This window comes from Microlunatus endophyticus (assembly GCF_014646195.1).
Taxonomy (GTDB): Bacteria; Actinomycetota; Actinomycetes; order Propionibacteriales; family Propionibacteriaceae; genus Microlunatus; species Microlunatus endophyticus.
Map to the genome: position 1 here is coordinate 178,256 of NZ_BMMZ01000006.1, position 25,566 is coordinate 203,821.

Sequence of the window (25,566 nt, forward strand, 5' to 3'; positions counted from 1 at the left end):
CTGAACAACGGGTTGCGGTCCAGCGATCAGTCCTGCTGCTGTGGCCACGACGCGAGCCCTGACCACCGGGGATCGATCGGGGCCGCGTGCTCGTGCTCCGGATCCTCGTTCAGGTCAGCCCCGCAATCGGGACACAGACCCGGACAATCCGGGCGACACAGCGGCTGGAACGGAAGCTCCAGCACGACCGAATCGCGCAGCACCGGCTCGAGATCGAGCAGGTCACCCTCAAGGTGCCTGATCTCGTCCTCGGTTTCGGCATCGCCGGACTCGTTGTCGGGATAGACGTACAGCTCCTGGAAGTCCACAACCGCGGTCTCGGTTATGTCCACCAGGCACCGAACGCACTGCCCCGCCAGCCGGACCTCTGCCGTCCCGGTCAGCAGCACCCCCTCGACCACCGCCTCGAGTCGCAGATCGAACTCGACGGGTGAGCCTTGGGGCACCCCGATCACATCGATCCCCAGCTCCGCCGGAGCCTCCGCGGTCCGCCGGACGAGCATCGACCGCCCGGCTCCGCGGCCCAGTTCGTAGGTGTCGACCACCAGGTCCGAACGAGCGTCGAGCGGGCGAGCTGCCGTAGCCACAAGCAGATCCCTTCAGCACAGCGGTCAGAACATCGTCATGACCGACGACAAACTTTACCGGGCGGGCGGCCTCGGTCCAAAACGATCGCTGAGCCTGTCGAAGCGGTGCCGCCCAACAAGCTCGGGATCTGCGTGTCAGTCGAGCGTCGGGAGTTCGGTCGTCCGGACCCGGCGATCCTCCTCGACGTGCGCACCGTTGCGCTCGGCCAGCCGCTTGCGGGCCGTCCGGACCTGGGAACTGGTCTTGGCCAGGACGGACTCGAAGCCTGCCATCCGGGAGTCGATGAACAGGTCCACCTCTCGCCGCAGCGCCGCGGCCTCCGCCTCGGCATCGGCGATGATCTTGGCGGCCTGCTCCTCCGCCACCTGGACCTGAGCACTGTGGGCAGCCTGCTGGAGGGCGTGCTGGTGGGCCTCGGCGATGATCCGGTCAGCCTCGGCCTTGTCCTGCGATGCCTGGTCGCGCTGTCCCTGGATGACGCCGCGAGCTTCCTCCAACTCAGCCGGCAGAGCGTCGGCCACGTCGTCGATGGCCTTCAGCACCTCGGCCCTGTTGACCACGCACGATGCCGACATCGGCATCGCCCGGGCAGACGCGATCAGCTCGCGCAACTGTTCCAGCCGAGCCTCAGTGGTCAGCTCCTCCGGCATTGGATGTCCATCCTCCCCAAAATGCTCTGCGTTCCGACGCGACTGCGCGGAAAGCAATGTAGTCCGCCGCCGTCCTGCTGATCGGCCTTCCTCGTCCAGTGTCCCGCTGTTGGGTGCCGATCACGAACTCGGAGCGAGCTTCTGCCGGGTGCGGGCGGCGATCTGCGGGGTGACGAACTGGTCGAAGCTGCCACCCAGCCGGGCGATGTCTCGGACCAGGCTCGACGACACCGCCGCCCATTGCGGTTCGGCGGGCAGGAACAGCGTCTCCAGACCGGTCATCATCCGGTTCAGCTGTGCCATCTGCGCCTCGTAGTCCAGGTCGACGGCCCCTCGGATCCCCTTCACGACGGTGCCGATCCGGTTGTCGCGGCAGTAGTCGACGGTCAGCCCGGCGAACTGATGCACCTCGACCCCGGGCAGGTCGGCCAGGGCCTCCTCGAGCAGCTCCACCCGCTCGCTCGGCTCGAAGAGCCCGGGTTTGTTCGGATTGAAGCCGACCAGCACGTGCACGTGGTCGAAGATGGCCGCGGTCCGGGTGATCACGTCCAGATGCCCCAGGGTCGGAGGGTCGTACGATCCCGGGCAGGCTGCTCGTCGCATTCGCGGGTTCCCCTATCGCTGCCAGAAGTGCAGGGTGGTCTCGCCGTACGGCTTGGCCCACACGTCGGCCGGGTCCTCGGGCCAGCTCAGGTCCTCGGTCCGGGAGGAGCGTTCGACGACCACCAGCGCCTCGTCGTTGATCCACCCCGATTCGAGCAGTGCCGCCAGGGTCCGGGACAGTGCCGCGGAATCCACCTCGTAGGGCGGATCGGCGAAGATCACGTCGTACGGTCCCGGCGGCGGCTGGGCGATGACGTCGTCGACCCGGCCGGTCCTGACCTGGACCTCGAGCTTCAGGGTGCGGGCGTTGTCGGCGATGATCCTGGCCGTCCGCCGGTCGGATTCGACCAGTAGCACCGGCGAGGCTCCCCTGCTCGCCGCCTCCAACCCCACCGCACCGGAGCCGGCGTACAGATCCAGGAAGGCCAGCCCGGCCAGGGACTCCTCGCTCGGGCTGCCGGCCGTGCCGGCCCACGACGCGATCACCGAGAACAGCGCCTCGCGGACGCGGTCGGTCGTCGGTCGGGTGCGGTCACCGGGCGGGGTCTGCAGCCGGTGCCCCTTGCGGGTCCCGGCGATGATCCTGCTCACTGGCAGCTCCTGGTTCGCGGGCAGCTCATGATCGTTCCAACCACTCCCCGGACAACGACTCGATCCGCTCAACCGTATCGGCAAGCCCGGGGTCGGTGAGTTCCGGATCGCCGGCGATGCAGTCGTCGGCGATCTCCCGGGCCTGACTGATCAGCTCGCGGTCCCGGAAGACGTTGAGCAGCCGCAGGCTGGAGCGGCGTCCGGCCTGGGCTGAGCCGAGCACATCTCCTTCGCGGCGCAGCCGCAGATCCTCCTCGGCCAGCTCGAAGCCGTCCCGAGTGGCCGCGACCGCGGTCAGCCGCTGGGCGGCCAGACTCTCGGGCGGACTCGAGCTCAGCAGCAGGCAGACGCCGGGATGCTGCCCCCGGCCGATCCGGCCGCGCAGCTGGTGCAGCTGGGAGATGCCGAACCGGTCGGCGTCGCAGATCACCATCATCGAGGCGTTCGGTACGTCGACGCCGACCTCGATCACGGTGGTGGCGACCAGGACGTCGATCTCACCGGCGGCATAGCGGCGCATGGTGTCGTCCTTGTCCTCGCCGCTCATCCGGCCGTGCAGCATCGCGACCCGCAGGCTGGACAGCGGGCCGGTGCTCAACTGGCTGTAGAGCTCCTCGACGGCCATCGCCGGCCGCTGCGGTCCCTCGCCCTCCTCGGGCTCGTCCTCAGCGATCCGGCCGTCCTCCCAGCCCTCGGCCTTGTCTCCGGCGGTGATCCGGGAGCAGACGACGTAGGCCTGCCGCCCGTCGGCGACCTCCTCCACGATCCGCTGCCAGGCACGATCGACCCAGGTCGGGCTGTTGACCATGTCGACCACCACCGATTGCACCGCGGCCCGCCCGGACGGGACCTCGCGCAGCACCGAGGTCTCCAGGTCACCGAAGCTGGTCATCGCCACCGTCCGCGGGATGGGGGTCGCGGTCATCACCAGGACGTGCGGCTGGGTCTCGGCCTTGCTGCTCAGCGCCGCCCGTTGTTCGACGCCGAACCGGTGCTGCTCGTCGACGACCACCAGCCCGAGATCGGCGAACTGGACCTGGTCGGACAGCAGTGCGTGGGTGCCGATGACGATGCCGGCCTCACCGCCGGCCGCGGCCAGCAGCGCCTCGCGCTTGCGGGCCGCGGGCATCGACCCGGTCAGCAGCGTCACCTGGGTCGCATGGTCGGCGGCGTCCAGGGTGCCGCCGGCGGCGAGTTCGCCGAGCATCCGGGTGATGGTCTGGAAGTGCTGGGTGGCCAGCACCTCGGTGGGTGCCAGGAAGGCGGCCTGGCCGCCGGCGTCGACCACCGCGAGCATCGCGCGGATCGCGACCACCGTCTTGCCGGAGCCGACCTCGCCCTGCAGCAGCCGTTGCATCGGGTGGTCGGCAGCCAGATCGGCGAAGATCTGGTCCGACACCAACTGCTGGCCCTCGGTCAGCGTGTAGGGCAGCTTCGCGTCGAAGGCGTCCAGGATCCCGTCGCTGCGCCGCGGCCTCGGCACCGAGGGATGCTTGCGGGCCTCGGACCGGCGATGGGCCATGGTCAGGCCGATCGCGAACGCCTCGTCGAACTTGAGCCGGCCCAGCCCGTCGGCCGCCTCCGCCCGGGTCTGCGGCTGGTGGACCGCCTTGTACGCCGCCAGCAGGTCCGCCACACCGGCCTGCTCGCGCACGCGCGCGGGCAGCGGATCCTCCATGCCGGCCAGCGAGTCCAGGGCCAGATTGACCGAATCCGCGATCGTCCAGGTGCGCAGTCTCGAGGTCGCCGGATACAGGCCGATCAGCTCGGTCCGGGTCACCTCCGCCAGGACCACGTTCTCCTTGCGACCGCCGGCGAAGCGGCCGTATTCGTCGAGCATGACGAATTCGGGATGGGCCAACTGGAGCTCGTCGCGGAACCTCCCGACCTTCCCGGCGAAGATGCCGCGGGAACCTTGGGACAGTTGCTTCTGCCAGTACGTGATCAGGTGCGGCTTGCCGAAGAACGCCAGTGTCAGGTAGCCGTGTCCGTCGGTGATCCTCGCTTCGAGCCGGCTTCGCGGTCCATTGCCGTGTTGGGACGTGCTGGCGACCTCGGCCAGCACTGCGACCTCCTCGCCCTCCTTGAGGGTCTTCAGGTCGCTCAGTTCGGTGCCCGACATGTAGCGGCGCGGAACGTGGGCCAACAGTTCCCCGACGGTGCTGATCCGCAGCTTCTCGAATTGTTTGGCGGTCTTGTCGCCGATCACCCCGTCCAGCTTCTTCGCGAGGCGGGCGTACGCGTCGGTGCGCCACCGGCTCACGGTCGTACTCACGGCGGCCAGCCTAGCCAGCGGCGCCGACAGCGTTGCGTTATAGGCTCAGCCACCGACATGGCCGGGGTGCCCGAACCAGCAGTACGGATCGGGCTGAGAACACACCCGCCGAACCTGATCCGGGTCATACCGGCGAGAGGGAGCCACCATGGCGGGAATGCCGCCGATCATGTTGTCGATCGCCGGGTCGGATCCGTCCGGCGGTGCCGGAGTCCAGGCCGATCTCAAGACCGCCACCGCGCTCGGCGCCTACGGCGCTGCCGTGATTACCTCGCTGACCGTGCAGAACACCCGCGGGGTCACCGGAATCCACCAGGTGCCGGCAGGCTTCGTCGCCGACCAGGCCCGCGCCGTCCTCGACGACCTGGACGTCGGCGCGATCAAGATCGGCATGCTCGCGACACCGGAGATCGCCGAAGCGGTCGGCTCGGTGCTGGCAGAGCATCCGGGGATCCCGGTGGTCCTCGATCCGGTGATGGTCGCGACCTCAGGAGACCGGCTGGTGACCGCGGAGACGACTGCGGTGATCATCGAGAAACTGCTGCCCGCAGCGACGCTGGTGACGCCGAATCTCGGCGAGACCGGGACGCTGCTGGTCGCCGAGCCACCCCAGAGCCCGGACGAGATGGTCACCGCCGCGATCCGGCTGCGTGAGCGGGGCTGCCCGGCCGCACTGATCAAGGGCGGACACCTCGACGGTCAGCGGGAAGTCCTGGTCGACGTACTGGCAGACGCCGGCGGCATCGAGTTGATCGAGGGGCCACTGATCGACACCGCCAACACCCACGGCACCGGCTGCACGTTGTCGTCGGCGATCGCCTCCCGACTCGCCTCCGGTGATCAGCTGCGGGACGCGATCCGAGCCGCCAGGACCTACCTGACCGGGGCGCTGAGGTCCGGCGCCGACCTGGAGATCGGCCGCGGCCACGGGCCGGTCGATCACCTCTGGGAGCGACACGAGGAGCAACGATGACCGGCTTCTGCGAGCAGGCCTGGCGTGGGGTCGGCGACTGGTTCGCCGCGATCACCGGACACCCGTTCCTGACCGGCCTGGCCGACGGATCGCTGCCCGAGCCGGTCTTCGACCGCTATCTGCTCGATGACGCGCATTATCTGACGGGCTATTCGGCGGCCCTGGCCGCGCTCTCGTCCCGGGCTATCGACCCGGATGGCCGGCTGCTGTTGGCCAGGTCCGCCGCCGGTGCCGTCGAGGGCGAGCGCCAACTGCACCGCGGGCACCTGGTGCCGCGCGGCATCGACCCGGACGCCCCGGGCGCTGCCGAGCCGAGCCCGACCTGTGTCGGCTATGTCGAGAGCCTGCGGGCCGCTGCGGCACTGGGCCCCTTCGCTGTCGGGATGGCCGCCGTGCTGCCCTGTTTCCGGGTGTACGCCGAGGTCGGCGCCTGGATCGTCGCGCAGCGGAAGCCGACTGCCGGCCACCCGTACCGGGACTGGATCGACACCTACGCCGATCCTGCTTTCGCCGAGATCGTACGGTCTGCCGAGGACTACACCGATCGGCTGGCCGAGGCGGCAGGCCGGCTGGAACAGGCGGCGATGCTGGCTGCGTACACTCGATCGACGCGCTTCGAATGGATGTTCTGGGACGCGGCCTGGCGGGGCGAACGCTGGCCGGAGGTCGACTGAACCCACCCCGGTGGCGGTCGATTCGCGATCCGGCCCCGGTTTCAGATATTCTTGTGCGGTTGCTCGGGCTCGGTCCCGGGCTGATCCATCTTCGTTGAACCTCAATCAGGAGTAACTCCAGTGGCAGCCGTGTGTGATATCTGCGCCAAGGGCCCGAGCTTCGGCCACAACGTGCCCTGGTCGAAGAAGAAGACCATCCGGCGCTGGAACCCCAACATCCAGCGGGTACGGGCGGTCGTCAACGGCACCCCGAAGCGCCTCAATGTGTGCACCTCCTGCCTCAAGGCCGGCAAGGTCACCCGCGCCGCCTGACCAAGCGCCACCCGACATAATCGAGGGCCCATCCCGATGGATGGGCCCTTGTCGTGTCCGCTCCTGTCGTCGGCCCCCTCGTCGTCGATCCCAGGCTTGACCGGTCAGGACTTGGTGAGGGCGGCCCTGACGAACTCCCGCAGCAGGGTGCGGCGACGCTCGTGGTCCGATTCGGGATCCTGCACAGACGCCGTGTAGATGCCGCTGACGGGCGACCAGGTGCAGGCCGCCGCGATCACCATCGCGATGATGTCGAACGGATCACCTGCCCGGATCGTGCCGGCCGCCTGAGCTTGCGCGATCGCCTCCAGCTTCGGCCGGTGGTCGTCGTTGTCGAAGAGCATCCCGGTGGGGCGGCGTTCGAGCCGGAACCAACCGGACAACCGGACGAGTTCCGGGTGCTCGACATTGGCGTCGTACAACTGGACCGCCCAGTCCCACAGATTGCCGCCGTCGAACGGCGCCGCCGACGTGATGCGATGGACCGAGTCCGCGATCACCGCGTCGAAGAGCCCGTCCTTGCTGCCGAAATAGGCGTACACCTGCGCCTTGTTGGTACGGGCCGCGCTGGTGATGCGGTCGATCCGCGCTCCGGCGATGCCCCGCTCGGCGAACTCCTGGGTGGCGGCGGCCAGCACCCGCTGCCGCGTCGCCAATCCCCGTTCGGTCGTTGGTGTGATCGGCATACATCGATTCTAAAGCGACCGACTGGTCGGTTGCCTGGATCGCGTACTGGACCTACTCTAAAACAAACCGACTAGTTTGTTTACAAGGAGACTTCATGCGCACCACCTCCGCCTGGCAGAGCTCGAACGGCTCGACCGACCTGGAACGCGTACGGATCGAACGCCGTGACCTGCGCGAGGACGACCTGGCCGTCCGCGTCGACTACTGCGGCATCTGCCACAGCGACCTGCATATGATCCATCGCACCACCGACGGCACCCTGGTACCGGGGCACGAATTCACCGGCACCGTGACAGCGATCGGTAGCGCGGTCACCGGATTCGCACCTGGAGACCAGGTCGCCGTCGGCACCATCGTCGACTCCTGCGGCACCTGCCGCGCCTGCCTGGCAGGTCGCGAGAACTATTGCGAGGCCTATCCGACACTGACCTACAACGGAACCGATCGGATCGACGCGACGACGACGATGGGCGGCTACAGCCGGGAGTACGTCGTCCGGGAGTCCTTCGCCTACCCGCTGCCCGCCGGGCTCGATCCGGCCGCTGCAGCTCCGCTGATGTGTGCGGGGATCACGGTCTGGGAACCGCTGCGCGCAGCCGGGATCGGACCGGGCAGCCGGGTCGCAGTCGCCGGACTCGGAGGTCTCGGTCACCTGGCGGTGAAGCTGGCCGTCGCCCTCGGTGCAGAGGTCACCGTGCTGAGCCGGAGCGCCGACAAGGAAGCCGATGCCCGTGCTCTCGGTGCGAGTCGGCTACTGCTGACCACCGACAGTGATCAACTCGCCGGAGCTGCTCGCCGCTTCGATCTGATCCTGGACACGATCTCGGCGACCCACGAGGTGAAGCCGTACATCGACCTGCTCGACATCGACGGCACGATCAGCCTGCTCGGCTTCTTCGGCCCGATCCCGGCCAACGTGATGGACCTGATGATGGGCAGCAAGAAGATCACGTCCTCGGGCACCGGCGGCCGGAAGGGAACCGCCGAACTGCTGGCCTTCTGCGGCGAGCACGGCATCGGCGCGGACATCGAGTTGGTGCCGTCGACCCAGGTGAGCGAGGCGCTGGACCGGCTCGAGCGCGGCGACGTCCGCTACCGGTTCGTCCTCGACCTGGCCGATCTCGACGAGAAGTAGGCCCCGACCTGGAAGCCCGGTCAGACGGCGACGACGACCGGGATGATCATCGGGCGGCGGCGGTAGGTGTCGCTGACCCATTTGCCGACCGTACGCCGGATCACCTGCTGCAGCCGGTGGGTGTCATCGACACCATCCTCGAGTGCATCGGTGAGCGCCTGGGTGATCCGGCCGCGTACGGCTTCGTACACGGTCGGGTCCTCCAGGAAGCCTCGGTCGTGGATGTCGGGACCGCTGAGCACGGTCTTGGCCCGCAGGTTGACCACCGTGACCACCGAGATGAAGCCCTCCTCGCCGAGGATCCGGCGATCGGTCAGCGCCGACTCGGAGATGTCTCCGACGGTCGAGCCGTCGACGAAGATGTAGTCACACTCGATCTGGCCGACCACCCGGGCCTGATGATCGCGCAGATCGACGACGGTGCCGTCCTCGGCGATGATCGTCCGCTCTCGCGGCACACCGGTCGCGACCGCGAGATCGGCGTTGGCGATCAGGTGCCGAGCCTCACCGTGGACCGGCATCACGTTGCGCGGTTTGAGCAGGTTGTAGACGTACAGCAACTCGCCGGCGCTGGCGTGGCCGGAGACGTGCACGAGTGCGTTGCCGCGGTGCACCACCCGGGCACCGAGCTTGGTCAGCCCGTTGATCACCCGATAGACGGCGTTCTCGTTGCCGGGCACCAGCGAGCTGGCCAGGAGCACCGTGTCCCCCGGTTCCAGCTTGATCGCCGGGTGCTCCCGGTTCGCGATCCGGGCCAGTGCCGACAGCGGCTCGCCCTGCGACCCGGTGGAGATCAACACGACCTGGTCGGGTCGGTAGTTGTCGATCTCGCGCAGGTCGATCAGGGTGTTCTCGGGCACCGTCAGGTAGCCGAGATCACGGGCCACGCCCATGTTGCGGACCATCGATCGGCCGACGTAGGCGACCTTGCGCCCGTACGCGACCGCGGTGTCCAACACCTGCTGGATCCGATGCACATGGGAGGCGAAGCTGGTCACGATCAGCCGCTGCTTGCTGGTCGCGAAGGTACGCTGCAGCGCCGGCAGGATGTCCTTCTCCGGCGTGGTGAAGCCGGGGACCTCGGCATTGGTCGAGTCGACCATCAGCAGGTCGACGCCCTCCTCACCGAGCCGGGCGAGCGCGCGCAGGTCGGTCAGCCGGCCGTCCAGCGGCAGCTGGTCCATCTTGAAGTCGCCGGTGTGCAACACGGTGCCGCCGGCGGTTCGTACGAAGACCGCCAGGCCGTCGGGGATGGAGTGGTTGACCGCAAGGAATTCCAGGTCGAAGCCGCCGAGCGTGACCCGGTCGCCCTCGGCGACCGGCCGCGGCTGGACGCCGGACAGCCGATGTTCCTTGACCTTCTCCGCCACCAGCGCCAAGGTCAGCCGGGAGCCGAGCAGCGGGATGTCGGGCCGCTGCCGCAACAGGTACGGCACCGCGCCGATGTGATCCTCGTGTCCGTGGGTCAGCACCAGGCCGACAACATCGGACAGTCGGTCGGCGATGGCATCGAAACCGGGCAGGATCAGGTCGACGCCGGGGTGGTCGTCCTCGGGGAACAACACCCCGCAGTCGATCAACAGCAACTGTCGGTTGATCTCGAGCGCGGCCATGTTGCGGCCGATGTCACCGAGGCCGCCGAGCGGAATGATCCTCAGGGTGTCCTTCGCCAGCCGCGGCGGGGTTCTCAATTTGGTCGCTGCCACGGACGAAAGGTTATCCGCTCGCGCCTGCGGCACCGATCCCGCGGGCTGTTCCTGCCGGTAGACGATGTCGAAGAATGTGAGCTAACTCACAACATAGAACGTGTAACTGCGGCACCCCCATCCGCAATGATTAAGAATAAGTCCGCGACTACCTGAACCCCCGAGCAGGCGGTCGCGGACTTTCTTCATGCTCACCGCTGCTGGTGCTCCCGCGCCCGTCACGTACCATCACGCCGTGACCGAGCATCCGATCGCCGACTCCGTACGCCTGGCCCTCGCGTCCGAGGCGGCTGACATCGCCGCGATCCAGCGGCGCAGCTGGGCCGACCGGCTGCCGGCGCCGATCGCCGACCGGATGCTCACCGACACGACGCTGGACGAGATGACCGAGATCTGGTCGGCGGCGATCACCCGCCCGCCGGAGGCACGGTTCCGGGTCCTGGTCGCTCTGGGTACCAGCCAGGCCGACGCAGAAGGCACCGGCTCAGGCGCCGCCCGGGTGGTCGGTTTCGCGACCACGGTGCCCAGCGACGACGCCGATGCCGACCCCGGCACCGACGGAGCAGTCGGGGAATTCGTCGTCGACCGGCCGGCGCAGCGCCAGGGACACGGCTCCCGGCTGCTCAACGCCACCGCGGACACCTTGCGCGCCGACGGCTTCACGCGGGCGCGCTGGTGGCTGGACACGACCGACGACGTCACCCGGACGTTTCTGACCGCGGCCGGCTGGCAGCCGGACGGCGCCCATCGCGAGATCGGCACCGAGGACGGCAGTTACCGGATCAAGCAGGTCCGCCTGCACACCGACATCAGCGAGCCGATCAGCGCGTCAGCGTGACGTCGGTGCCGCTGACACCCAGCACGATTCCCCGGGAGTCGGCGCGGGCACCGCTCCACTCGAGCCCGGATGCCAGCGGCGGCAATGGCACCCGGAAGAAGTCGCCGAACAGCCGGTCCATGAGGTCGCCGGAGGTGCGCCGACCGTCGACGCTGTACGACGCCTGGTCCAGGTAGAGCACACCACTGCGGTCGAGGGTCGGCTTTCCGGTGACCGCGGTGACGCTGCCCAGTTGCAGGGTGATGAAGCCGTCGGGCGTGCTGCGCTCGTAGGAGACCGGGATGCCGACCACTGTGGACACGGTGGCGTAGTCGATCGTCGCGGAACCGGTCAGGTCGCCGACGCCGAAGCTGCTGTAGGTGAGGTTGGGCCGGACATCGGCAAGTGTTGCGTCCAGCTCGGCGATCTGCAGCCGATGGCCCGTGTTCGGCACCGGTACATCCCGCGCGGTGATCGAGATCTTCCGGTAGTGGCGGCTTGCGACCTGGGTCAGGAACGGGAAACCCGCCAGCCGGACGACCGGACGTTGGTCCAGGTCGAGCGCGGTCTGGACCGTGGCCGCCAGCCGGTCGCCGACGATCCGGGGAGCCATCCGGTCCGCGGCGACGACCAGCGCGAGCCCGGCCAGCACGGTGACGAGCACGACTGCCAGGGTCCGACGCGGGGACGCCGGTGGAGCGCCCAGCGGCCGACCGCCACCATCCGGCCCGACCGGTCGCACGTCGTACGCCGACTGCCCGACCGGCGGCACCTGCGAAGTCCGTGGTGGTTCGAAGTCCGGGTATCCGGGTCCCGTGGTCATCGGATTCGGCTCATCCCAGGCCGAGGATGTCCTCGATGCCGATGGTCAGCCCGGGGCGCTCCCCGACCGCCCGGACGGCGGCGACCACGCCGGGCATGAACGATGCCCGGTCCAGCGAGTCGTGGCGGATCGTCAGGGTCTCGCCCTCGGAGCCGAGCAGCACCTCCTGGTGGGCGACCAGACCCCGCAGGCGTACACCGTGGACGTGGATCCCGTCGACCACGGCACCGCGGGCACCATCGATCTGCTGCACGGTCGCGTCCGGCACCGGTCCGAGACCGGACTCGAGCCGGGCCAGCGAGACCCGCGCAGCGGTCGCAGTCGCGGTCCCGGATGGCGCGTCGACCTTGTTGGGGTGGTGCAACTCGACGATCTCGACGCTCTCGTAGAAGCGGGCGGCCTGTTCGGCGAACCGCATCGTCAGGACCGCGCCGATCGAGAAGTTCGCCGCGACCACGATGCCCAGACCGGTCCCCTCCAGTCGCCTGCCGAGATCGTCCAGCCGCTCCTCGGTCAGGCCGGTTGTGCCGACCACCGCATGGAGCTGATGCTCGATGCACCAGTGCAGGTTGTCCAGGACGACGTCCGGCCGGGTAAAGTCCACGACCACGTCGGCAGTCGCTGCCGCTTCGCGGTCGTCGCCCGATCCGATGGTCGCCACCAGCTCGAGCCCGTCGGCAGCGGCCACCGCCCGTACGGTCTGAGATCCCATCCGGCCGTGTGCTCCGAAAACCGCAACCTTGATCACACCGGCAACCCTAGCGCTGCGCCCGGGTGCTTCAGTTGATCAACTTCTCCAGCCGCCTGGACGGTCGGCGCGGACCGACCAGGGCCAGCACCGGTGGCCGGCTGAGCAGGTCCGCCGCGACCTTGCCGATGTCGTCGCTGGTGATTCGGTCGTATTCGTCCAGCAGCTGCAGCACGGTCCGGGTGTCGCCGATCAGCTCGGCGGTGCCGAGCCGGCTCATCCGGCTCTGCGGACCCTCGTACGACAGCACCGTCTGGCCGCGCATCTGCCCCTTGGCGCGGACCAGCTCCTCTTCGGTCACGCCGTCTTCGGCGATCCCGGCCAGCTCATGGCGTACGAGTTCGAGGATCTCCTCGACCTTGTCCGGCGCGGACTGCCAGTCGACGCTCCACAGGCCGTGGTCGGTGTAGCTGGTCTCCCCTGCTTCGATCCCGTAGGCCAATCCGCGACGCTCACGGACCTCGACGAACAGCCGGGACGACATGCCGCCACCCAGGATCACCGACAGCAGCCCGATCGGGAACCGCTCGGCCTCGAAGATGCCCGGGCCGCGGTAGGCCAGCGACACCGTGCTCTGCTCGAACGGCCGGCGATCGGCGATCACCTGCGGACCGGCCTCGCCGAAGCCGCCGGCACGGACCCGACGCCGCGCTGCCGGATCACCGAAATCACCGATCGCCGCCAGCTGCTCGACCAGATGATCATGGTCGACCTGGCCGGCGGCCGCGACCACGATGGAGCCTGGGTGGTAGCTGCGGCGCCAGTGCCGGACGATCTGCTGCCTGGACAGCGCGTTGATGCTCTCCTCGGTGCCGATCACCGGCAGCCCGAGACCGGGATGCGGCAACAGGTGGTCCGAGACCATCTCCTGCACCGACTCGACCGGGTCGTCGCCGTGCATGGCGATCTCGTCGAGGATCACCGCACGCTCGGCCTGCACATCGGTCGTCCTGATCACCGACGAGGTGATCATGTCCGACAGCACGTCGACGGCGAGATCACTGTTCTCCGCCAGCACCCGGGCGTAGAAGCAGGTGTGTTCCTTGGTGGTGTACGCGTTCAGCTCGCCGCCGACCGACTCGATCGCCGCCGAGATCTCCTCCGGATTGCGACGCCGGGTGCCCTTGAAGAGCACATGCTCCAGGAAATGCGACGAGCCGTTGATCTTCTCCGTCTCGTCCGCCGAGCCGACTCCCGCGAAGAAGCCGACGCTGAAGGTGTGGCTGTGCGGCATCCGCTCGGTGACGACACGGAGGCCGTTCAGCAGCACCGTGCGGCGGACATCTCCGCCGAGGTACTGCCGAGCGGCCCTCGAACCAGCCTTGCTCGTCGGACCAGGTTGGCGAGCCATCAGGCCTCGGCGGGTGCCGGCTCCTTCTCGCCCTCGGCAGCCTCTTCGATCACCGGGACCAGCGACAGCTTGCCCCGGTCGTCGATCTCGGAGATCTCGACCTGGATCTTCTGGCCGACGCTGACCACGTCCTCGACCGCCTCGACCCGTTTGCCACCAGCCAGCGGACGCAGCTTGGAAATGTGCAGCAGGCCGTCCTTGCCGGGCAGCAGCGACACGAACGCACCGAAGTTGGTGGTCTTGACGACCGTACCGAGGTAGCGCTCGCCCTTCTCCGGCATCGTCGGGTTGGCGATGGCGTTGATCATGGACCGGGCCTGCTCCGCGGCCGAACCGGCCTCGGCGCCGACGTAGATGGTGCCGTCGTCCTCGATCGTGATCTGGGCGCCGGTGTCGTCCTGGATCTGGTTGATCACCTTGCCCTTGGGGCCGATGACCTCGCCGATCTTGTCGACCGGGATCTTCAGGGTGATGATCCGCGGTGCGTACAGGCTCATCTCGTCGGGCTGATCGATGGCCTCGGCCATTACCTCGAGGATCGTCAGCCGGGCGTCCTTGGCCTGCTTCAGAGCGGCCGCCAGCACGTCGGCGGGAATGCCGTCGAGCTTGGTGTCCAACTGCAGCGCGGTCACGAAGTCCGGGGTGCCGGCGACCTTGAAATCCATGTCGCCCATGGCGTCCTCGTCACCGAGGATGTCGGTGAGCGTGACGTAATGGGTCTTGCCGTCGACCTCTTCACTCATCAGGCCCATCGCGATACCGGCCACCGGCGCCTTCAGCGGGACACCCGCATTGAGCAGCCCAAGGGTGGAGGCGCAGACCGAGCCCATCGAGGTCGAACCGTTGGAACCGAGGGCCTCGGAGACCTGACGGATCGCGTACGGGAACTCCTCGCGCGTCGGCAGCACCGGCACGATGGCCCGCTCGGCGAGCGCACCGTGACCGACCTCGCGCCGCTTCGGCGAACCGACCCGGCCGGTCTCACCGGTGGAGAACGGCGGCATGTTGTAGTTGTGCATGTAGCGCTTGGTCTTGTCCGGACCAAGATTGTCCAGCCTCTGCTCCATGCCCAGCATGTTCAGCGTGGAGATGCCGAGGATCTGGGTCTCGCCGCGCTGGAAGAGCGCCGAACCGTGCACCCGCGGCACGATGCCGACCTCGGCCGACAGCGTACGGATGTCAGCCAGGCCGCGGCCGTCGATGCGGACCTTGTCGGTCAGCACCCGCTTGCGGACGATCTTCTTGGTCAGCGCGCTGAAGGCCCCGGAGATCTCCTTGTCCCGACCCGGGAACTGCGGCTCGAGCTCGGCCTTGACGATCGCCTTGTACTCGGCGATGGCGTCGTTGCGGGCGGCCTTGCCGGCAATCTGGGTGATCCGGTCCAGCTCGGCCGAGGCCTGCGCCTCGACGGCGGCGAAGACGTCGTCCTCGTAGTCGCGGAAGATCGGGAACTGCGCGGTCTCCTTGGGGAATTTCGCGGCCAGCTCGGCCTGGGCGTCGCAGAGCACCTTGATGAAGGGCTTGGCGGCCTCCAGACCCTGAGCGACGACCTCCTCGGTCGGCGCGGTCCGGCCGGCCTGGACCAGATCCCAGGTCTGCTCGGTCGACTCGGCCTCGACCATCGCGATGGCCACGTCACCGTCGGGCAGCACCCGGCCGGCGACGACCATGTCGAAGGCGGCGTCGACCAGCTGCGACTCATCGGGGAAGGCGACCCACTGGTCACCGATCAGCGCGACCCGCACACCGGCCACCGGGCCGGAGAACGGCAGCCCCGCCAGCTGGGTGGACATCGAGGCCGCGTTGATCGCGACGACGTCGTACAGCTTGTCCGGGTTCAGCGCCAGCACCGTGATGACGACCTGGACCTCGTTGCGCAGGCCCTTGACGAACAGCGGGCGCAGCGGGCGGTCGACCAGCCGGCAGGTCAGGATCGCCGACTCCGAGGGGCGACCCTCGCGACGGAAGAACGAGCCGGGGATCTTGCCCGCGGCGTACATCTTCTCCTCGACGTCGATCGTCAGGGGGAAGAAGTCGATGGCATCGCGCGGCTTTGACTGCGCGGTGGTCGCCGACAACAACATGGTGTCGCCGTCGATGTAAACCGCTGCCGATCCGGCGGCCTGCTGGGCAAGCCGACCGGACTCGAAACGGATGACGTGATTTCCGAGGGCACCGTTGTCGATGACGGCCTCGGAGAATTCAATACCTGGTCCCTCCACGGGGACTCCTCTCGTGTGTGCGATCGCACCCACACTCACAGGGTCCCGGGATCACAGTCCGAGAGGCGATCTCGGTCCAGGTCTGTACTGGAGGCCGGTCTTCGATCGAGGTCCGCGGGCCTGTCCGCCGCGCCGGTGCGCAGTGTCTTCCCGAAAACCACTACCGAGGACCGGGACTACCGGATCCATCGGACCCTGAGCCCGTTGAAGGGCAAAGCGTGGGGGCAATCATTCTCTAATTGCTCTGTGTTCAGTTGTGCTACGGCCGATTATCCAGGCCAACCCGGGTGAATCGCCAACCTGACACCCGGGACCTACGAGAAGAGCGGCCCCCCTTGCCTCGGAGGACCGCTCTTATCGATTCAGCGCCGCAGACCCAGGCGCTCGATCAGGGACCGGTAGCGCTGGATGTCGTTCTTGGCGATGTAGTTCAGCAGTCGGCGCCTCTGGCCCACCAGGAGCATCAGACCACGACGGCTGTGGTGGTCGTGACGGTGCTCCTTGAGGTGCTCGGTCAGGTGGGCGATCCGCTTGCTGAGCAGTGCGACCTGGACTTCCGGGGAACCGGTGTCGCCCTCAGTGGTCGCGTACTCGTCGATGATCTTCTTCTTCTCGGCAGCGTCGATCGACACTAGCTCTCCCTTCGAATCCGTTGCGCGGCGCTCCCGGATGGGTGAGAATCTCTTCACCCGCTGTCACTCGGTGTGGCTGGGAGCTCTTGGGCTTCCGCGGCCGATCAAACGGCGTCCCAAGGTTACCAGCGGGTTGCGATCCGTCCCAATCGTCGCGCCCGGGCGCTCGGTGCCGCCTCCGACGCCCTCGCTTCAGTTCCGTGCCCTTGCTTCCGTTGCCCGGGAAGCGGGCGCGCCAGCGTGAAGCAAGAGCCGTACGAACTGCCGTGCGTCGCCGATTCCGTACGGCTCTGTCCCGGCGTCACACCAGCGCGGTGGAACAGCGCAGCTCGACCAGCGGTGGGGTGAAATCCCGCTGGTCGTCGATCTTGACCTCCCCGTCCGGCTGCCAGCCCTGCCGGCGGTAGAAGGCGATCGCGCGGTCGTTGCCCCGCAGGACCCACAGGTAGGCGTGGGAGTACCCGAGCCCGACCAGTCCGTTGGTTGCAGCCGAGAACAGCGCCGTGCCGATCCCCCGCCGCCAGAAGTCGGGATGGATGTTGAGCGCCCACAGCTCGCCCCAGCCGTCGTCGACGTCGTCGCGCGGCGGACCGTACGAGGTGAAGCCCGCGATCCGGTCATCCACCATCGCCACCAGCGTCGTCGCATCCGATCCGCCCTCGACGATGGTCCGCCGCCACCGCTCGGCCCTGGCCCCGGCGTCCAGCCGGCTGAGATATCCGCTCGGCATCAGGCCCCGGTAGCCGATCTGCCAGGCGGCGACATGCGCCGCCCCCAGACCGTCGGCGTCCTCGGCGGTCGGCTCACGGATGACTACCTCCACACTACGGTCCACGCCACGTGACCTTAGGACACTGCCGCAACCTCGTTATGCTCCCCGGTGTGATCACGGTCGCCGCTCTGAGCCCCTCCGTCGACCTGATGTATCTGGTCGACCATCTCAAGCTGGGGGCCATCCACCGCCCGGCGGCCGTCCGGGTGGCCGGTGGCAAGTCGCTCAACCTGGCCCGCGCCGCGGCCACGCTGGGAGCGGATGTAGCGGCAGTCGCCGTCCTCGGCGGCGCGACCGGGGACTACATCGAGCAGGAGCTGGTCAAGGCCGGAATCGGCATCCGATCGGTCGGCTCCCCCGGCGAGACCCGGGTCTGCGTCTCGGTCGCGGGCGCCGACCAGGACGGGCTGACCGAGTTCTACCCGTACGCCCCCGAAATTCCGCCCGAGGTGTGGTCGGCCTTCCGGACCCGGCTGGCGGGCATGATCGCGTCCCGTCCCGGCTGGCTGGTGATCAACGGCAGCGCGCCCCAGGGACTGGACGACTCGGCGTACGCCCAGGTCGTGGAGATGTCGCACCAGTCCGGACTGAAGGTCGCGGTCGACACCCACGGTCCGGTGCTGGCCGCCGCGGTCGATCGGGCACCGGATCTGGTCAAGATCAATCGCTACGAGGCCGCCGAGCTGGTCGGCGTGGATGCCGACAGTGCCGACCTCGAGGCATTGGCCGCGGTCATCGGCGAGCGGACCGGCGGCCAGGTGATCATCACCGACGGCCGGGCTGGTGCGGTCGGCCGGGCGGCCGACGGCGCGACTCATCTGATCAGCCTCCCGGAAGCGCTCAACGGCCGCTACCCGGTCGGCAGCGGGGACGCATTCCTCGGCGGCTGGCTGGCAGCGACCGACATCGGCGCGAGCCCGGCAACGGCTCTGCGGCTGGCGACCGGCTGTGGCACGGCCAACGCTCTCCTGCCGGGCCCGGGCAATCTCGATCCGGAGACCGCACGCGAGGTCGCCGACCGCTGCACCGTACGCAGCCTTTGATCTGCTCGCATACCCGTTACTCTCGGCATGTAACCACCGTTAGGCGGCGATAACAGCGAGAGGACAGCGGGGTGACGGGTGTCGGTGTTCCGGCCGCAGAACTGGCTCGACCGCCTGTTCGCGATCAGCATCATCCTCAAAGGTCTGGACGGACTGGGCGAGTTGATCGCCGGTCTGTTCCTGCTGTTCGTCCGCCCCCGGACGGTCAACCGGATCGTCGTCGTGCTGACCCGAGGCGAACTGCGGGAGGATCCGCGGGACTTCGTCGCCACGCACCTGGTCGCCGCCGCCCACCGTCTCGACGTCCACAGCCTGCTGTTCGTCGCGATCTATCTGCTCGCCCACGGCGTGATCAAGGTCGTCCTGGTCGCGGCCCTGCTGCGCAACAGGTTCTGGGCCTACCCGTGGATGCTGGTCGCACTGATCGCCTTCATCGCCTATCAGGCGTACGAGATCGTGATCGAGCCGCGCATCAGCCTGATCCTGCTGACGATCTTCGACATCATCGTTGTGCTGCTGACGTGGAGGGAGTACCGGGTACAGAAGCAGCGCCGAGCGCCGACCGACTAGCCGCCGATCAGCAGGGTCCTGGCGCGGTCGATGTCGCGGTGCATCTGATCGATCAGCGCTTCCATGCCTTCGTACTTGACCTGCCCGCGCAACCGGTGCTCGAAGTCGACCGCGATCTCGATCCCGTACAGCTCCAGATCGGTCCGATCGAGTACGTAGGTCTCCACCCGCCGGTTCTCCCCGACGAAGGTCGGGTTACTGCCGACCGAGATGGCGGCCGGCCAGCGCTCAGCGTCCGGGTGGTCCAGGCAGGTCAGCCAGCCGGCATAGACGCCGTCGGACGGAACCGCCATCCCCTCGGGAACCGGCACGTTGGCCGTCGGGAAACCCATCTCCCGCCCGCGCTGGGCGCCCTTGATCACCACGCCCCGCACGCGGAACGGGCGATCCAGGAGCCGGCAGGCCTGCTCGACGTCGCCGGCGGCGATGGCCGCCCGGATCGTGGTCGACGAGTCCGGCTGACCGGCGGCACTGGACAGCGACACCGGACTGACCGCGAAGCTGTCGTCTTCCTTGCCAAGTCGGGTCAACAGGCTGACGTCTCCCGCCGCCCGGAAGCCGAAGCGGAAATTCTCCCCGACCATGATCAGATCCGGGTGCAGCGGGCGCAGCACCTCGTCGACGAAGTGCTCCGGCGCCCAGGACGCCACCTCATCGGTGAAGTTGACCACGACGACCTCGTCAACTCCGGACGCGTGCAATAGGTTCTCGCGTTCGTCGAGGGTGGTGAGCAGCAGCGGCGTCCGGTCGGGTCGGATCACCGACATCGGGTGCGGCCAGAAGGTCACTGCGATCACCGTGCCCTCACCGGCTGCCGCCCGGGCTGCCGAGATGAGTTGCTGGTGCCCGCGGTGGACGCCGTCGAAGTTGCCGATCACGACGACCCGGGCAGTGCTCATGGTCGCAAGTTAATCACGAGACGAAGACCGCCTCCGGTACGGCGTCGCCACCGTCCGGGCGGTACAGCGCGAGGAATTCGCCGTCGCCGGCCAGCAGCGCTGTCAGGCCGTCCAGCCGCATCCCGGGCAGTCGCCGGCCGCTGCGCACCCAGGCCGTCAGCTGGTCGTCGAGCTCGCGGATCGGGAAGAGCTCACGCGCCACGGTGCCGATGCCGATCAGGCTGCCGGCCACTCCCGGTGTCCTGGGCTTATCGAAGGACGAATCGTCCGCCAACTGCTCCAGCGTTGCCGCCTGCCCGACCGCGAAGACCCCCGAGCGGGTCCGCCGCAGGCTGGTCAGATGTCCGCCCGTGCCGAGAGCGGCGCCGAGGTCGCGGGCCAGCGCCCGGATGTAGGTCCCGGACGAACAGGTCACGTCGACATCGAGGTCGACGACCGGGACGCTGCCGTCGTCCGGGCCGACGACTAGATGATCATGGCGGCCGAGCAGGTCGAAACGGCTCACGGTGACCGGCCGCGCGGCCAACTCGACCGCCTCGCCGGACCGGACCCTGGCGTAGGACCGGACGCCGTTGATCTTGATCGCCGAGACTGCCGACGGCACCTGCCGGATCTCACCGGTGAGGGCACGGATCTCTTGTGCCAGCAGGGATTCCTCGACTCCGACAGCACCGTTCGCACGGGTGATCTCACCCTCGGCATCATCGGTCACCGTACTGACCCCGAGCCGGATCGTGGCCCGGTACTGCTTCTCGTTGAGCGTCAGGTACCCCAGCAGCCGGGTAGCCCGCTCGATGCCGATCACCAGCACCCCGGTCGCCATCGGATCCAGAGTGCCTGCATGGCCGACCTTGCGGGTGCCGGCGATCCGCCGGATCCGGCCGACCACCTGATGGGAGGTCAGACCGGCCGGCTTGTCGACGACCAGGATGCCGGAGGGCGGCGGGTCAGCCTTCTTTGCCATCGGGTGCGTCGGATCCGTCCTCGTCCGGCTCGTCGTGCTTGTACGGGTCGGCCTCCCCTGCATAGCTGGCACCTTCGCGGCGCTTGGCCACCTCGTCGTCGCGCGCCTTCGCCGCGGCGATCAGCTCGTCCAGCTGCCGGGCCGTCTCCGGCACCGCATCCGGTACGAACGCCAGCGTCGGGGCGAATCGCAGCCCCAGCCGCTTGCCGACCGTGGAGCGGAGCAGACCGGTGGCCGACTCCAGCGCGGCTGCGGTACCGGCCCAGTCCCCCCCATCGATCGACCCAGTCTCCCCGAGCACGGTGTAGAAGATCGTCGCCTCCCGGGTGTCGCCGGTCAGCCGTACGTCGGTGATCGTGACGAACCCCAGTCGCGGATCCTTGATCCGGTTGTGCAGCATCTCGGCAACGATCGTCTTGATCTGATCTGCGAGTTTCAGCACACGTGGCGATGGCATAGCGGACCTTTCCCTAGTCCTGTCTGTCTAGTCCCGGGGCACCGGCTCGGTCAGGTCGGCCCAGATCTGGTCTGCGACCTGTTCCGGGCCGTCACCCGGTTCGAACTCATCCTGCAATTCTTCGGCGATCTCCGACATCGCCTTGCTGGGCTGGGTGGACAGTGCCCGTTCCAAGCGACTCCGGAACAACGGCAGCAGTACGCCGGGCACCAGCAGGAGGCCCCGCGGGCGCACCCGGAGATCCACCTGGATCAGCCAGCTCTCGACGGTCGACTGTTCGACCCGGAACGTTCCGCCGACCTTGACCGCCGCGGAGCGTGCCGAGAACCGGGCCTGTGGTTCGGAGAACCAGAAGTCGTGCAATCTGATGCCGGCCTCGAGCCGCACCGACCGGCCGAAGATCGCCGGCATACCGGACGGCATGCCCACCTCGGCCGCCATTGACGCCGACTGTGGAGCATCCGGCCCGTCCAGTTGCACCCAGCCGGAGGACCGGATGGTTCCGGTACTGCGGCCGGGATCCGTACCGAACACCTCGGCCCTCAGCAGGCTGCTCTGATCGGAGGTGACCGTGAAACGGAACGGGCCGCCGTCGCGGATCTCGACCGCTGCCGGCATGTCGGCGGCACCCTCGGCGTCAGGATCGAGCTCGTACGTCGCACCGACCTGGCCCGCGACCCCGCCGACCAGGCGCAGCTCCGGGTGCCGACGGCCGTCGACCGTTGCCACGCCACCGTCGGAGAAGTCGACCGTCCGGCAGCGGGCGATCAGGATCGGGACCGCGTCGATGAGCCGCTCGACGTCGATACCCGGAACTCGAACCGAGCACCGAAGTCGAGCCACTCACCTACTCCGATCCGTTCAATCCGATCCTGATCAATCCGATCCCGGCCAATCCGATCCGGACCAGCCGTTTCCCGGTCCTGCGACCGGATGCGGGTCAGTCCCGCGGCTTCTCGCGCATCTCGTACGTCTCGACAACGTCCCCGACCTTGATGTCGGAGTAGTTGCCCAACGTCAGACCGCACTCGAAACCCTCGCGGACCTCGGTGACATCGTCCTTCTCCCGCCGAAGCGAGTTGATCGACGTGTCGGCGATGACCACACCATCGCGGAGCAACCGTGCCTTGGCGTTGCGCCGCATGATGCCGCCGGTGACCATACAACCCGCGATGACGCCGGCCCGGGAGGACCGGAAGATGTCGCGGATCTCGGCCGTACCGAGCTGGGCCTCCTCGTAGATCGGCTTCAGCATGCCCTTCAGAGCAGCCTCGATCTCGTCGATCGCCGCGTAGATCACCGAGTAGTACCGGATGTCGACACCCTGACGGTCGGCCATCTCCGTGGCCTTGCCCTGGGCTCGGACGTTGTAGCCGATGATCACCGCGTTGGAGGCGGCCGCCAGGCTGACATTGGTCTCGGTGATGGCACCGACACCGCGGTCGATGACCCGCAGCGAGACCTCGTCGCCGACGTCGATCTTGGTCAGCGCGTCCTCCAGAGCCTCGACCGAACCGGAGCTGTCGCCCTTGAGGATGAGCAGCAGTTCCTGGGTCTCGCCCTTCTCCAGCTGCTCGAACAGCTGATCCAGCGTCTTGCGCCGAGCGCCGGCAGCCTGAGCGGCCATCCGGGCCCGTGCCTCACGCCGGTCGGCGATCTGGCGGGCCGTACGGTCGTCGTCGACGACGATGAAGCTGTCGCCGGCGCCGGGAACGGCAGTCAAGCCGAGCACCTGGACCGGCATCGAGGGCGGAGCCTCGTCGACGGTCTCGCCGGTGTCGTTGAGCAGCGCGCGGACCCGGCCGTGGGCCGGGCCGGCGACGATCGAGTCACCGACGTGCAAGGTGCCGCGCTGGACCAGGACCGTGGCCACCGGGCCGCGGCCCTTGTCCAGGTGCGCCTCGATGGCAACACCCTGGGCGTCCATCTCCGGGTTGGCCCGCAGATCCAGTGCCGCGTCGGCGGTCAGCACGATCGCCTCGAGCAGGTCGTCCAGACCCTGGCCGGTGATCGCGGAGACGTCGACGAAGATCGTGTCGCCGCCGTACTCCTCGGGCACCAGGCCGTACTCGGTCAGCTGACCGCGCACCTTGGTCGGGTCGGCGCCTTCCTTGTCGATCTTGTTGACCGCGACCACGACCGGCAGATCGGCTGCCGTCGCGTGGTTCAGGGCCTCGATCGTCTGCGGCATCACACCGTCATCGGCCGCAACCACCAGAACGGCGATGTCGGTCGACTTGGCACCACGGGCACGCATGGCGGTGAACGCCTCGTGACCCGGGGTGTCGATGAAGGTGATCTTGCGTTCCTGATCGTCGACCTCGGTCGCGACCTGGTAGGCGCCGATGCTCTGGGTGATGCCACCCGCCTCACCGGCGACCACGTTGGTCTTGCGCAGCGCGTCCAACAGCTTGGTCTTGCCATGGTCGACGTGACCCATGACGGTGACCACCGGCGGGCGCGGGGCGAGATCGTCGTCGCCGCCCTCGTTCTCGCCGAACTCGATGTCGAAGCTCTCCAGCAGCTCCCGGTCCTCGTCCTCGGGCGAGACGACCTGGATGTCGTAGTTGAGCTCAGTGCCCAGCACCTGCAACGTGTCGTCGGCGACCGACTGGGTCGCGGTGACCATCTCGCCGAGGAAGAAGAGCGCCTGCACCAGTGCTGCCGGATCGGCGTTGATCTTCTCCGCCAGATCGGTCAGTGAGGCGCCACGGGCCAGCCGGATGATCTGTCCGTCGCCCTTGGGTACGCGTGCACCGCCCAGCGACGGCGCCTCCATCTCGTTGAACTCTTGACGCCGCTGCTTCTTGGACTTGCGGCCACGACGCGACGGACCGCCCGGGCGACCGAAGGCGCCCTGGGTGCCGCCACGGCCACCACGACCGCCACGACCTGCCGGTGCGCCACCGCCACCGCCGGGACCGCCACCGGGCCCACGACCGCCGGCACCGGGACCACCACGGCCACGGGTACCGCCGCCGGGACCACCACGGCCACGGGTGCCGGTCGGACCGCCGAGCTGGCTGTTGCTCTGCCGGGGCATCATCGCCGGGTTCGGGCGCGGCATGCCCGGAGCACCGCCGGCCGGGCGGGGTCCACCCGGACCGCCCTGACCGCCACGACCTGCCGGCGGACGCGGGATACCCGGGCGCGGCGCGCCCTCCGGACGTGCCGGACGGGAGGTGCCCATGCCCTGGGAGGAGGAGAACGGATTGTTGCCAGGACGCGGACCCGACGTACGCGGCCGCTGACCGCCGCCGCTGGGCAGGCCACCGGTCGAACCCGGACGCGGGCCGGGACGGGGACCAGCCGGACGCGGAGAACTGTCACGGGAATCGCGACGCGGACCACGCGGGTCGCCAGGCCGGGAATCGCCCTGCCGGAATTCGTTCTGCCGCTCGCTCGGGCGGAAGTCATTGGACCGTCCGTCGCGCGAACGGCCATCGCCCTCTCCAGAGCGCGGGCCAGCGGGACGAGGTCCCGGCCGCGGACCCGGGGTCGGGCGGCGCGGCGCGGCGGACGGAGTGCCCTCGGCCGGAGCTGCCGGCGCATCGGTCGACGACGCAGCGGCCGACCCGGTGTCGTCGGCCGGTGTCCGCGGCGCCGGAGCCTGGGTGGTCTCCGGCGTCGGTGCAGCAGCCGTGGGCGCCGGGGTTTCGGCTGGGTGGGCCGACGACGTACGAGTCGCCGGAGCGGCAGCCGGGCCAGGCCGCGGTGCGGTCGGGCGGGCGGATGTCTCGGGCTGCGCGCTTGCGGTCTCGGCCGCCGACTGCGCCGAACCGTTGGTGCCGCTCCCGTTGGTCTCGATTGGTGCCGGCACGGCGGCGGGGGCGGCAGGTGCCGCCTTCTTGGCGGCGCGTCGGCCGCCCTTCTTGATCGGCTCGTTCGCCAGCCTCTCCTTGAGGCGGCGTTCGACGGGCGCTTCAACGGTCGACGAAGCCGACCGGACGAATTCGCCCATGTCTTTCAGCGTTGTCAGAACGTCCTTGCTGGTGACTCCGAGCTCCTTCGCGAGCTCATAGACTCGGACCTTTGCCACTACTCTCCCTCAGTGCGGTCCAAGTCGGTCACCGC

25 protein-coding genes and 1 riboswitch are annotated in these 25,566 nt (G+C 68.5%); of the genes, 7 read left to right on the forward strand and 18 right to left on the reverse strand.

Annotated elements, in window-relative coordinates; translation table 11 throughout:
• Positions 1–26: 26 nt before the first annotated feature.
• The 5 genes from IEY07_RS13620 to IEY07_RS13640 all read right to left on the reverse strand — a co-directional run bounded on the left by IEY07_RS13620 (position 27) and on the right by IEY07_RS13640 (position 4,725).
• Positions 27–587, reverse strand: a complete 561-nt coding sequence (locus tag IEY07_RS13620) for a YceD family protein (RefSeq protein WP_373288850.1) — start codon at positions 585–587, stop codon at positions 27–29.
• Positions 588–722: 135 nt separating this feature from the next.
• Positions 723–1,238, reverse strand: a complete 516-nt coding sequence (locus IEY07_RS13625; RefSeq protein WP_188895923.1) for a hypothetical protein — start codon at positions 1,236–1,238, stop codon at positions 723–725.
• 120 nt (positions 1,239–1,358) lie between these two features.
• A complete protein-coding gene (gene coaD, locus IEY07_RS13630; protein ID WP_188895924.1) occupies positions 1,359–1,841 on the reverse strand; it encodes a pantetheine-phosphate adenylyltransferase in 483 nt (160 codons plus the stop codon).
• 12 nt (positions 1,842–1,853) lie between these two features.
• Positions 1,854–2,432, reverse strand: coding sequence for a 16S rRNA (guanine(966)-N(2))-methyltransferase RsmD (gene rsmD, locus IEY07_RS13635; RefSeq protein WP_188895925.1), 579 nt, complete (start codon positions 2,430–2,432; stop codon positions 1,854–1,856).
• A 25-nt stretch (positions 2,433–2,457) separates the two neighbouring features.
• Positions 2,458–4,725: an ATP-dependent DNA helicase RecG gene (locus IEY07_RS13640; RefSeq protein WP_373288853.1), complete on the reverse strand. Its 2,268-nt coding sequence runs from the start codon at positions 4,723–4,725 to the stop codon at positions 2,458–2,460.
• A gap of 34 nt (positions 4,726–4,759) precedes the next feature.
• A riboswitch (TPP riboswitch) is annotated at positions 4,760–4,866 on the forward strand.
• On the opposite strand from IEY07_RS13640, the gene thiD reads away from it, so the two are divergent.
• From thiD to rpmB, 3 genes are all read left to right on the forward strand, one after another.
• Complete coding sequence (gene thiD / locus IEY07_RS13645) at positions 4,856–5,680, forward strand: bifunctional hydroxymethylpyrimidine kinase/phosphomethylpyrimidine kinase (protein WP_229670086.1); 825 nt, start codon at positions 4,856–4,858, stop codon at positions 5,678–5,680. (Overlaps the previous riboswitch by 11 nt.)
• Positions 5,677–6,354: a TenA family protein gene (locus IEY07_RS13650; protein WP_188895926.1), complete on the forward strand. Its 678-nt coding sequence runs from the start codon at positions 5,677–5,679 to the stop codon at positions 6,352–6,354. Before thiD ends, IEY07_RS13650 begins: the two co-directional genes overlap by 4 nt.
• A 120-nt stretch (positions 6,355–6,474) precedes the next feature.
• Positions 6,475–6,666 (forward strand): 50S ribosomal protein L28, encoded by a 192-nt coding sequence (gene rpmB / locus IEY07_RS13655; RefSeq protein WP_188895927.1) that lies wholly within the window; start codon positions 6,475–6,477, stop codon positions 6,664–6,666.
• Positions 6,667–6,770: 104 nt separating this feature from the next.
• Here the strand turns inward: rpmB and IEY07_RS13660 are convergent, their stop codons facing one another.
• Positions 6,771–7,352, reverse strand: coding sequence for a TetR family transcriptional regulator (locus tag IEY07_RS13660; protein ID WP_188895928.1), 582 nt, complete (start codon positions 7,350–7,352; stop codon positions 6,771–6,773).
• A 95-nt stretch (positions 7,353–7,447) separates the two neighbouring features.
• Between IEY07_RS13660 and IEY07_RS13665 the strand changes: the two genes are divergently transcribed.
• Entirely contained in the window at positions 7,448–8,488 is a 1,041-nt protein-coding gene (locus IEY07_RS13665; RefSeq protein ID WP_188895929.1) for an NAD(P)-dependent alcohol dehydrogenase, read from the forward strand.
• Between the two features lie 20 nt (positions 8,489–8,508).
• Here the strand turns inward: IEY07_RS13665 and IEY07_RS13670 are convergent, their stop codons facing one another.
• The gene (locus tag IEY07_RS13670) at positions 8,509–10,194 is read right to left on the reverse strand and encodes a ribonuclease J (RefSeq protein WP_188895930.1); all 1,686 of its coding nucleotides are present in this window, start codon (positions 10,192–10,194) and stop codon (positions 8,509–8,511) included.
• Positions 10,195–10,429: 235 nt separating this feature from the next.
• Here IEY07_RS13670 and IEY07_RS13675 point away from each other — a divergent pair, with 235 nt between their 5' ends.
• Positions 10,430–11,032: a GNAT family N-acetyltransferase gene (locus IEY07_RS13675; protein ID WP_229670087.1), complete on the forward strand. Its 603-nt coding sequence runs from the start codon at positions 10,430–10,432 to the stop codon at positions 11,030–11,032.
• On the opposite strand, the gene IEY07_RS13680 is transcribed toward IEY07_RS13675, so the two are convergent.
• From IEY07_RS13680 to IEY07_RS13705, 6 genes are all read right to left on the reverse strand, one after another.
• A complete protein-coding gene (locus IEY07_RS13680; protein WP_188895932.1) occupies positions 11,016–11,834 on the reverse strand; it encodes an LmeA family phospholipid-binding protein in 819 nt (272 codons plus the stop codon). The genes IEY07_RS13675 and IEY07_RS13680 overlap by 17 nt on opposite strands.
• A 10-nt stretch (positions 11,835–11,844) precedes the next feature.
• Complete coding sequence (gene dapB / locus IEY07_RS13685) at positions 11,845–12,582, reverse strand: 4-hydroxy-tetrahydrodipicolinate reductase (protein WP_188895933.1); 738 nt, start codon at positions 12,580–12,582, stop codon at positions 11,845–11,847.
• 31 nt (positions 12,583–12,613) lie between these two features.
• Positions 12,614–13,933, reverse strand: a complete 1,320-nt coding sequence (locus tag IEY07_RS13690) for a M16 family metallopeptidase (protein ID WP_188895934.1) — start codon at positions 13,931–13,933, stop codon at positions 12,614–12,616.
• Complete coding sequence (locus IEY07_RS13695; protein ID WP_188895935.1) at positions 13,933–16,155, reverse strand: polyribonucleotide nucleotidyltransferase; 2,223 nt, start codon at positions 16,153–16,155, stop codon at positions 13,933–13,935. Before IEY07_RS13695 ends, IEY07_RS13690 begins: the two co-directional genes overlap by 1 nt.
• A gap of 362 nt (positions 16,156–16,517) precedes the next feature.
• Positions 16,518–16,781, reverse strand: coding sequence for a 30S ribosomal protein S15 (rpsO, locus tag IEY07_RS13700; RefSeq protein ID WP_188896077.1), 264 nt, complete (start codon positions 16,779–16,781; stop codon positions 16,518–16,520).
• A 307-nt stretch (positions 16,782–17,088) separates the two neighbouring features.
• The gene (locus IEY07_RS13705) at positions 17,089–17,622 is read right to left on the reverse strand and encodes a GNAT family N-acetyltransferase (protein ID WP_188895936.1); all 534 of its coding nucleotides are present in this window, start codon (positions 17,620–17,622) and stop codon (positions 17,089–17,091) included.
• Positions 17,623–17,669: 47 nt separating this feature from the next.
• Here IEY07_RS13705 and IEY07_RS13710 point away from each other — a divergent pair, with 47 nt between their 5' ends.
• Positions 17,670–18,602, forward strand: coding sequence for a 1-phosphofructokinase family hexose kinase (locus IEY07_RS13710; RefSeq protein WP_188895937.1), 933 nt, complete (start codon positions 17,670–17,672; stop codon positions 18,600–18,602).
• A 78-nt stretch (positions 18,603–18,680) separates the two neighbouring features.
• Positions 18,681–19,172 carry a DUF2127 domain-containing protein gene (locus tag IEY07_RS13715; protein ID WP_188895938.1) on the forward strand — a complete coding sequence of 164 codons (492 nt, stop codon included), beginning with the start codon at positions 18,681–18,683 and terminating at the stop codon, positions 19,170–19,172.
• On the opposite strand, the gene IEY07_RS13720 is transcribed toward IEY07_RS13715, so the two are convergent.
• From IEY07_RS13720 to infB, 5 genes are all read right to left on the reverse strand, one after another.
• Positions 19,169–20,071, reverse strand: coding sequence for a bifunctional riboflavin kinase/FAD synthetase (locus tag IEY07_RS13720; protein WP_188895939.1), 903 nt, complete (start codon positions 20,069–20,071; stop codon positions 19,169–19,171). The two genes, IEY07_RS13715 and IEY07_RS13720, sit on opposite strands and share 4 nt — an antisense overlap.
• A gap of 13 nt (positions 20,072–20,084) precedes the next feature.
• Positions 20,085–21,035 (reverse strand): tRNA pseudouridine(55) synthase TruB, encoded by a 951-nt coding sequence (gene truB, locus IEY07_RS13725; protein ID WP_188895940.1) that lies wholly within the window; start codon positions 21,033–21,035, stop codon positions 20,085–20,087.
• The gene (gene rbfA, locus IEY07_RS13730; protein WP_188895941.1) at positions 21,019–21,492 is read right to left on the reverse strand and encodes a 30S ribosome-binding factor RbfA; all 474 of its coding nucleotides are present in this window, start codon (positions 21,490–21,492) and stop codon (positions 21,019–21,021) included. The genes truB and rbfA overlap by 17 nt, the downstream gene beginning before the upstream one ends.
• Before the next feature lie 27 nt (positions 21,493–21,519).
• Positions 21,520–22,335: a hypothetical protein gene (locus tag IEY07_RS13735; protein WP_188895942.1), complete on the reverse strand. Its 816-nt coding sequence runs from the start codon at positions 22,333–22,335 to the stop codon at positions 21,520–21,522.
• A gap of 97 nt (positions 22,336–22,432) precedes the next feature.
• Complete coding sequence (infB, locus tag IEY07_RS13740) at positions 22,433–25,531, reverse strand: translation initiation factor IF-2 (RefSeq protein ID WP_188895943.1); 3,099 nt, start codon at positions 25,529–25,531, stop codon at positions 22,433–22,435.
• Between the last annotated feature and the right edge of the window lie 35 nt (positions 25,532–25,566).

Bases quoted from the DNA above. Each gene is read 5' to 3' on its own strand.
- IEY07_RS13625 (WP_188895923.1), bottom strand. From the start codon at position 1,238: ATGCCGGAGGAGCTGACCACTGAGGCTCGGCTGGAACAGTTGCGCGAG.
- coaD (WP_188895924.1), bottom strand. From the start codon at position 1,841: ATGCGACGAGCAGCCTGCCCGGGATCGTACGACCCTCCGACCCTGGGG.
- thiD (WP_229670086.1), top strand. From the start codon at position 4,856: ATGGCGGGAATGCCGCCGATCATGTTGTCGATCGCCGGGTCGGATCCG.
- IEY07_RS13650 (WP_188895926.1), top strand. From the start codon at position 5,677: ATGACCGGCTTCTGCGAGCAGGCCTGGCGTGGGGTCGGCGACTGGTTC.
- IEY07_RS13660 (WP_188895928.1), bottom strand. From the start codon at position 7,352: ATGCCGATCACACCAACGACCGAACGGGGATTGGCGACGCGGCAGCGG.
- IEY07_RS13665 (WP_188895929.1), top strand. From the start codon at position 7,448: ATGCGCACCACCTCCGCCTGGCAGAGCTCGAACGGCTCGACCGACCTG.
- IEY07_RS13680 (WP_188895932.1), bottom strand. From the start codon at position 11,834: ATGACCACGGGACCCGGATACCCGGACTTCGAACCACCACGGACTTCG.
- IEY07_RS13690 (WP_188895934.1), bottom strand. From the start codon at position 13,933: ATGGCTCGCCAACCTGGTCCGACGAGCAAGGCTGGTTCGAGGGCCGCT.
- IEY07_RS13720 (WP_188895939.1), bottom strand. From the start codon at position 20,071: ATGAGCACTGCCCGGGTCGTCGTGATCGGCAACTTCGACGGCGTCCAC.
- truB (WP_188895940.1), bottom strand. From the start codon at position 21,035: ATGGCAAAGAAGGCTGACCCGCCGCCCTCCGGCATCCTGGTCGTCGAC.
- rbfA (WP_188895941.1), bottom strand. From the start codon at position 21,492: ATGCCATCGCCACGTGTGCTGAAACTCGCAGATCAGATCAAGACGATC.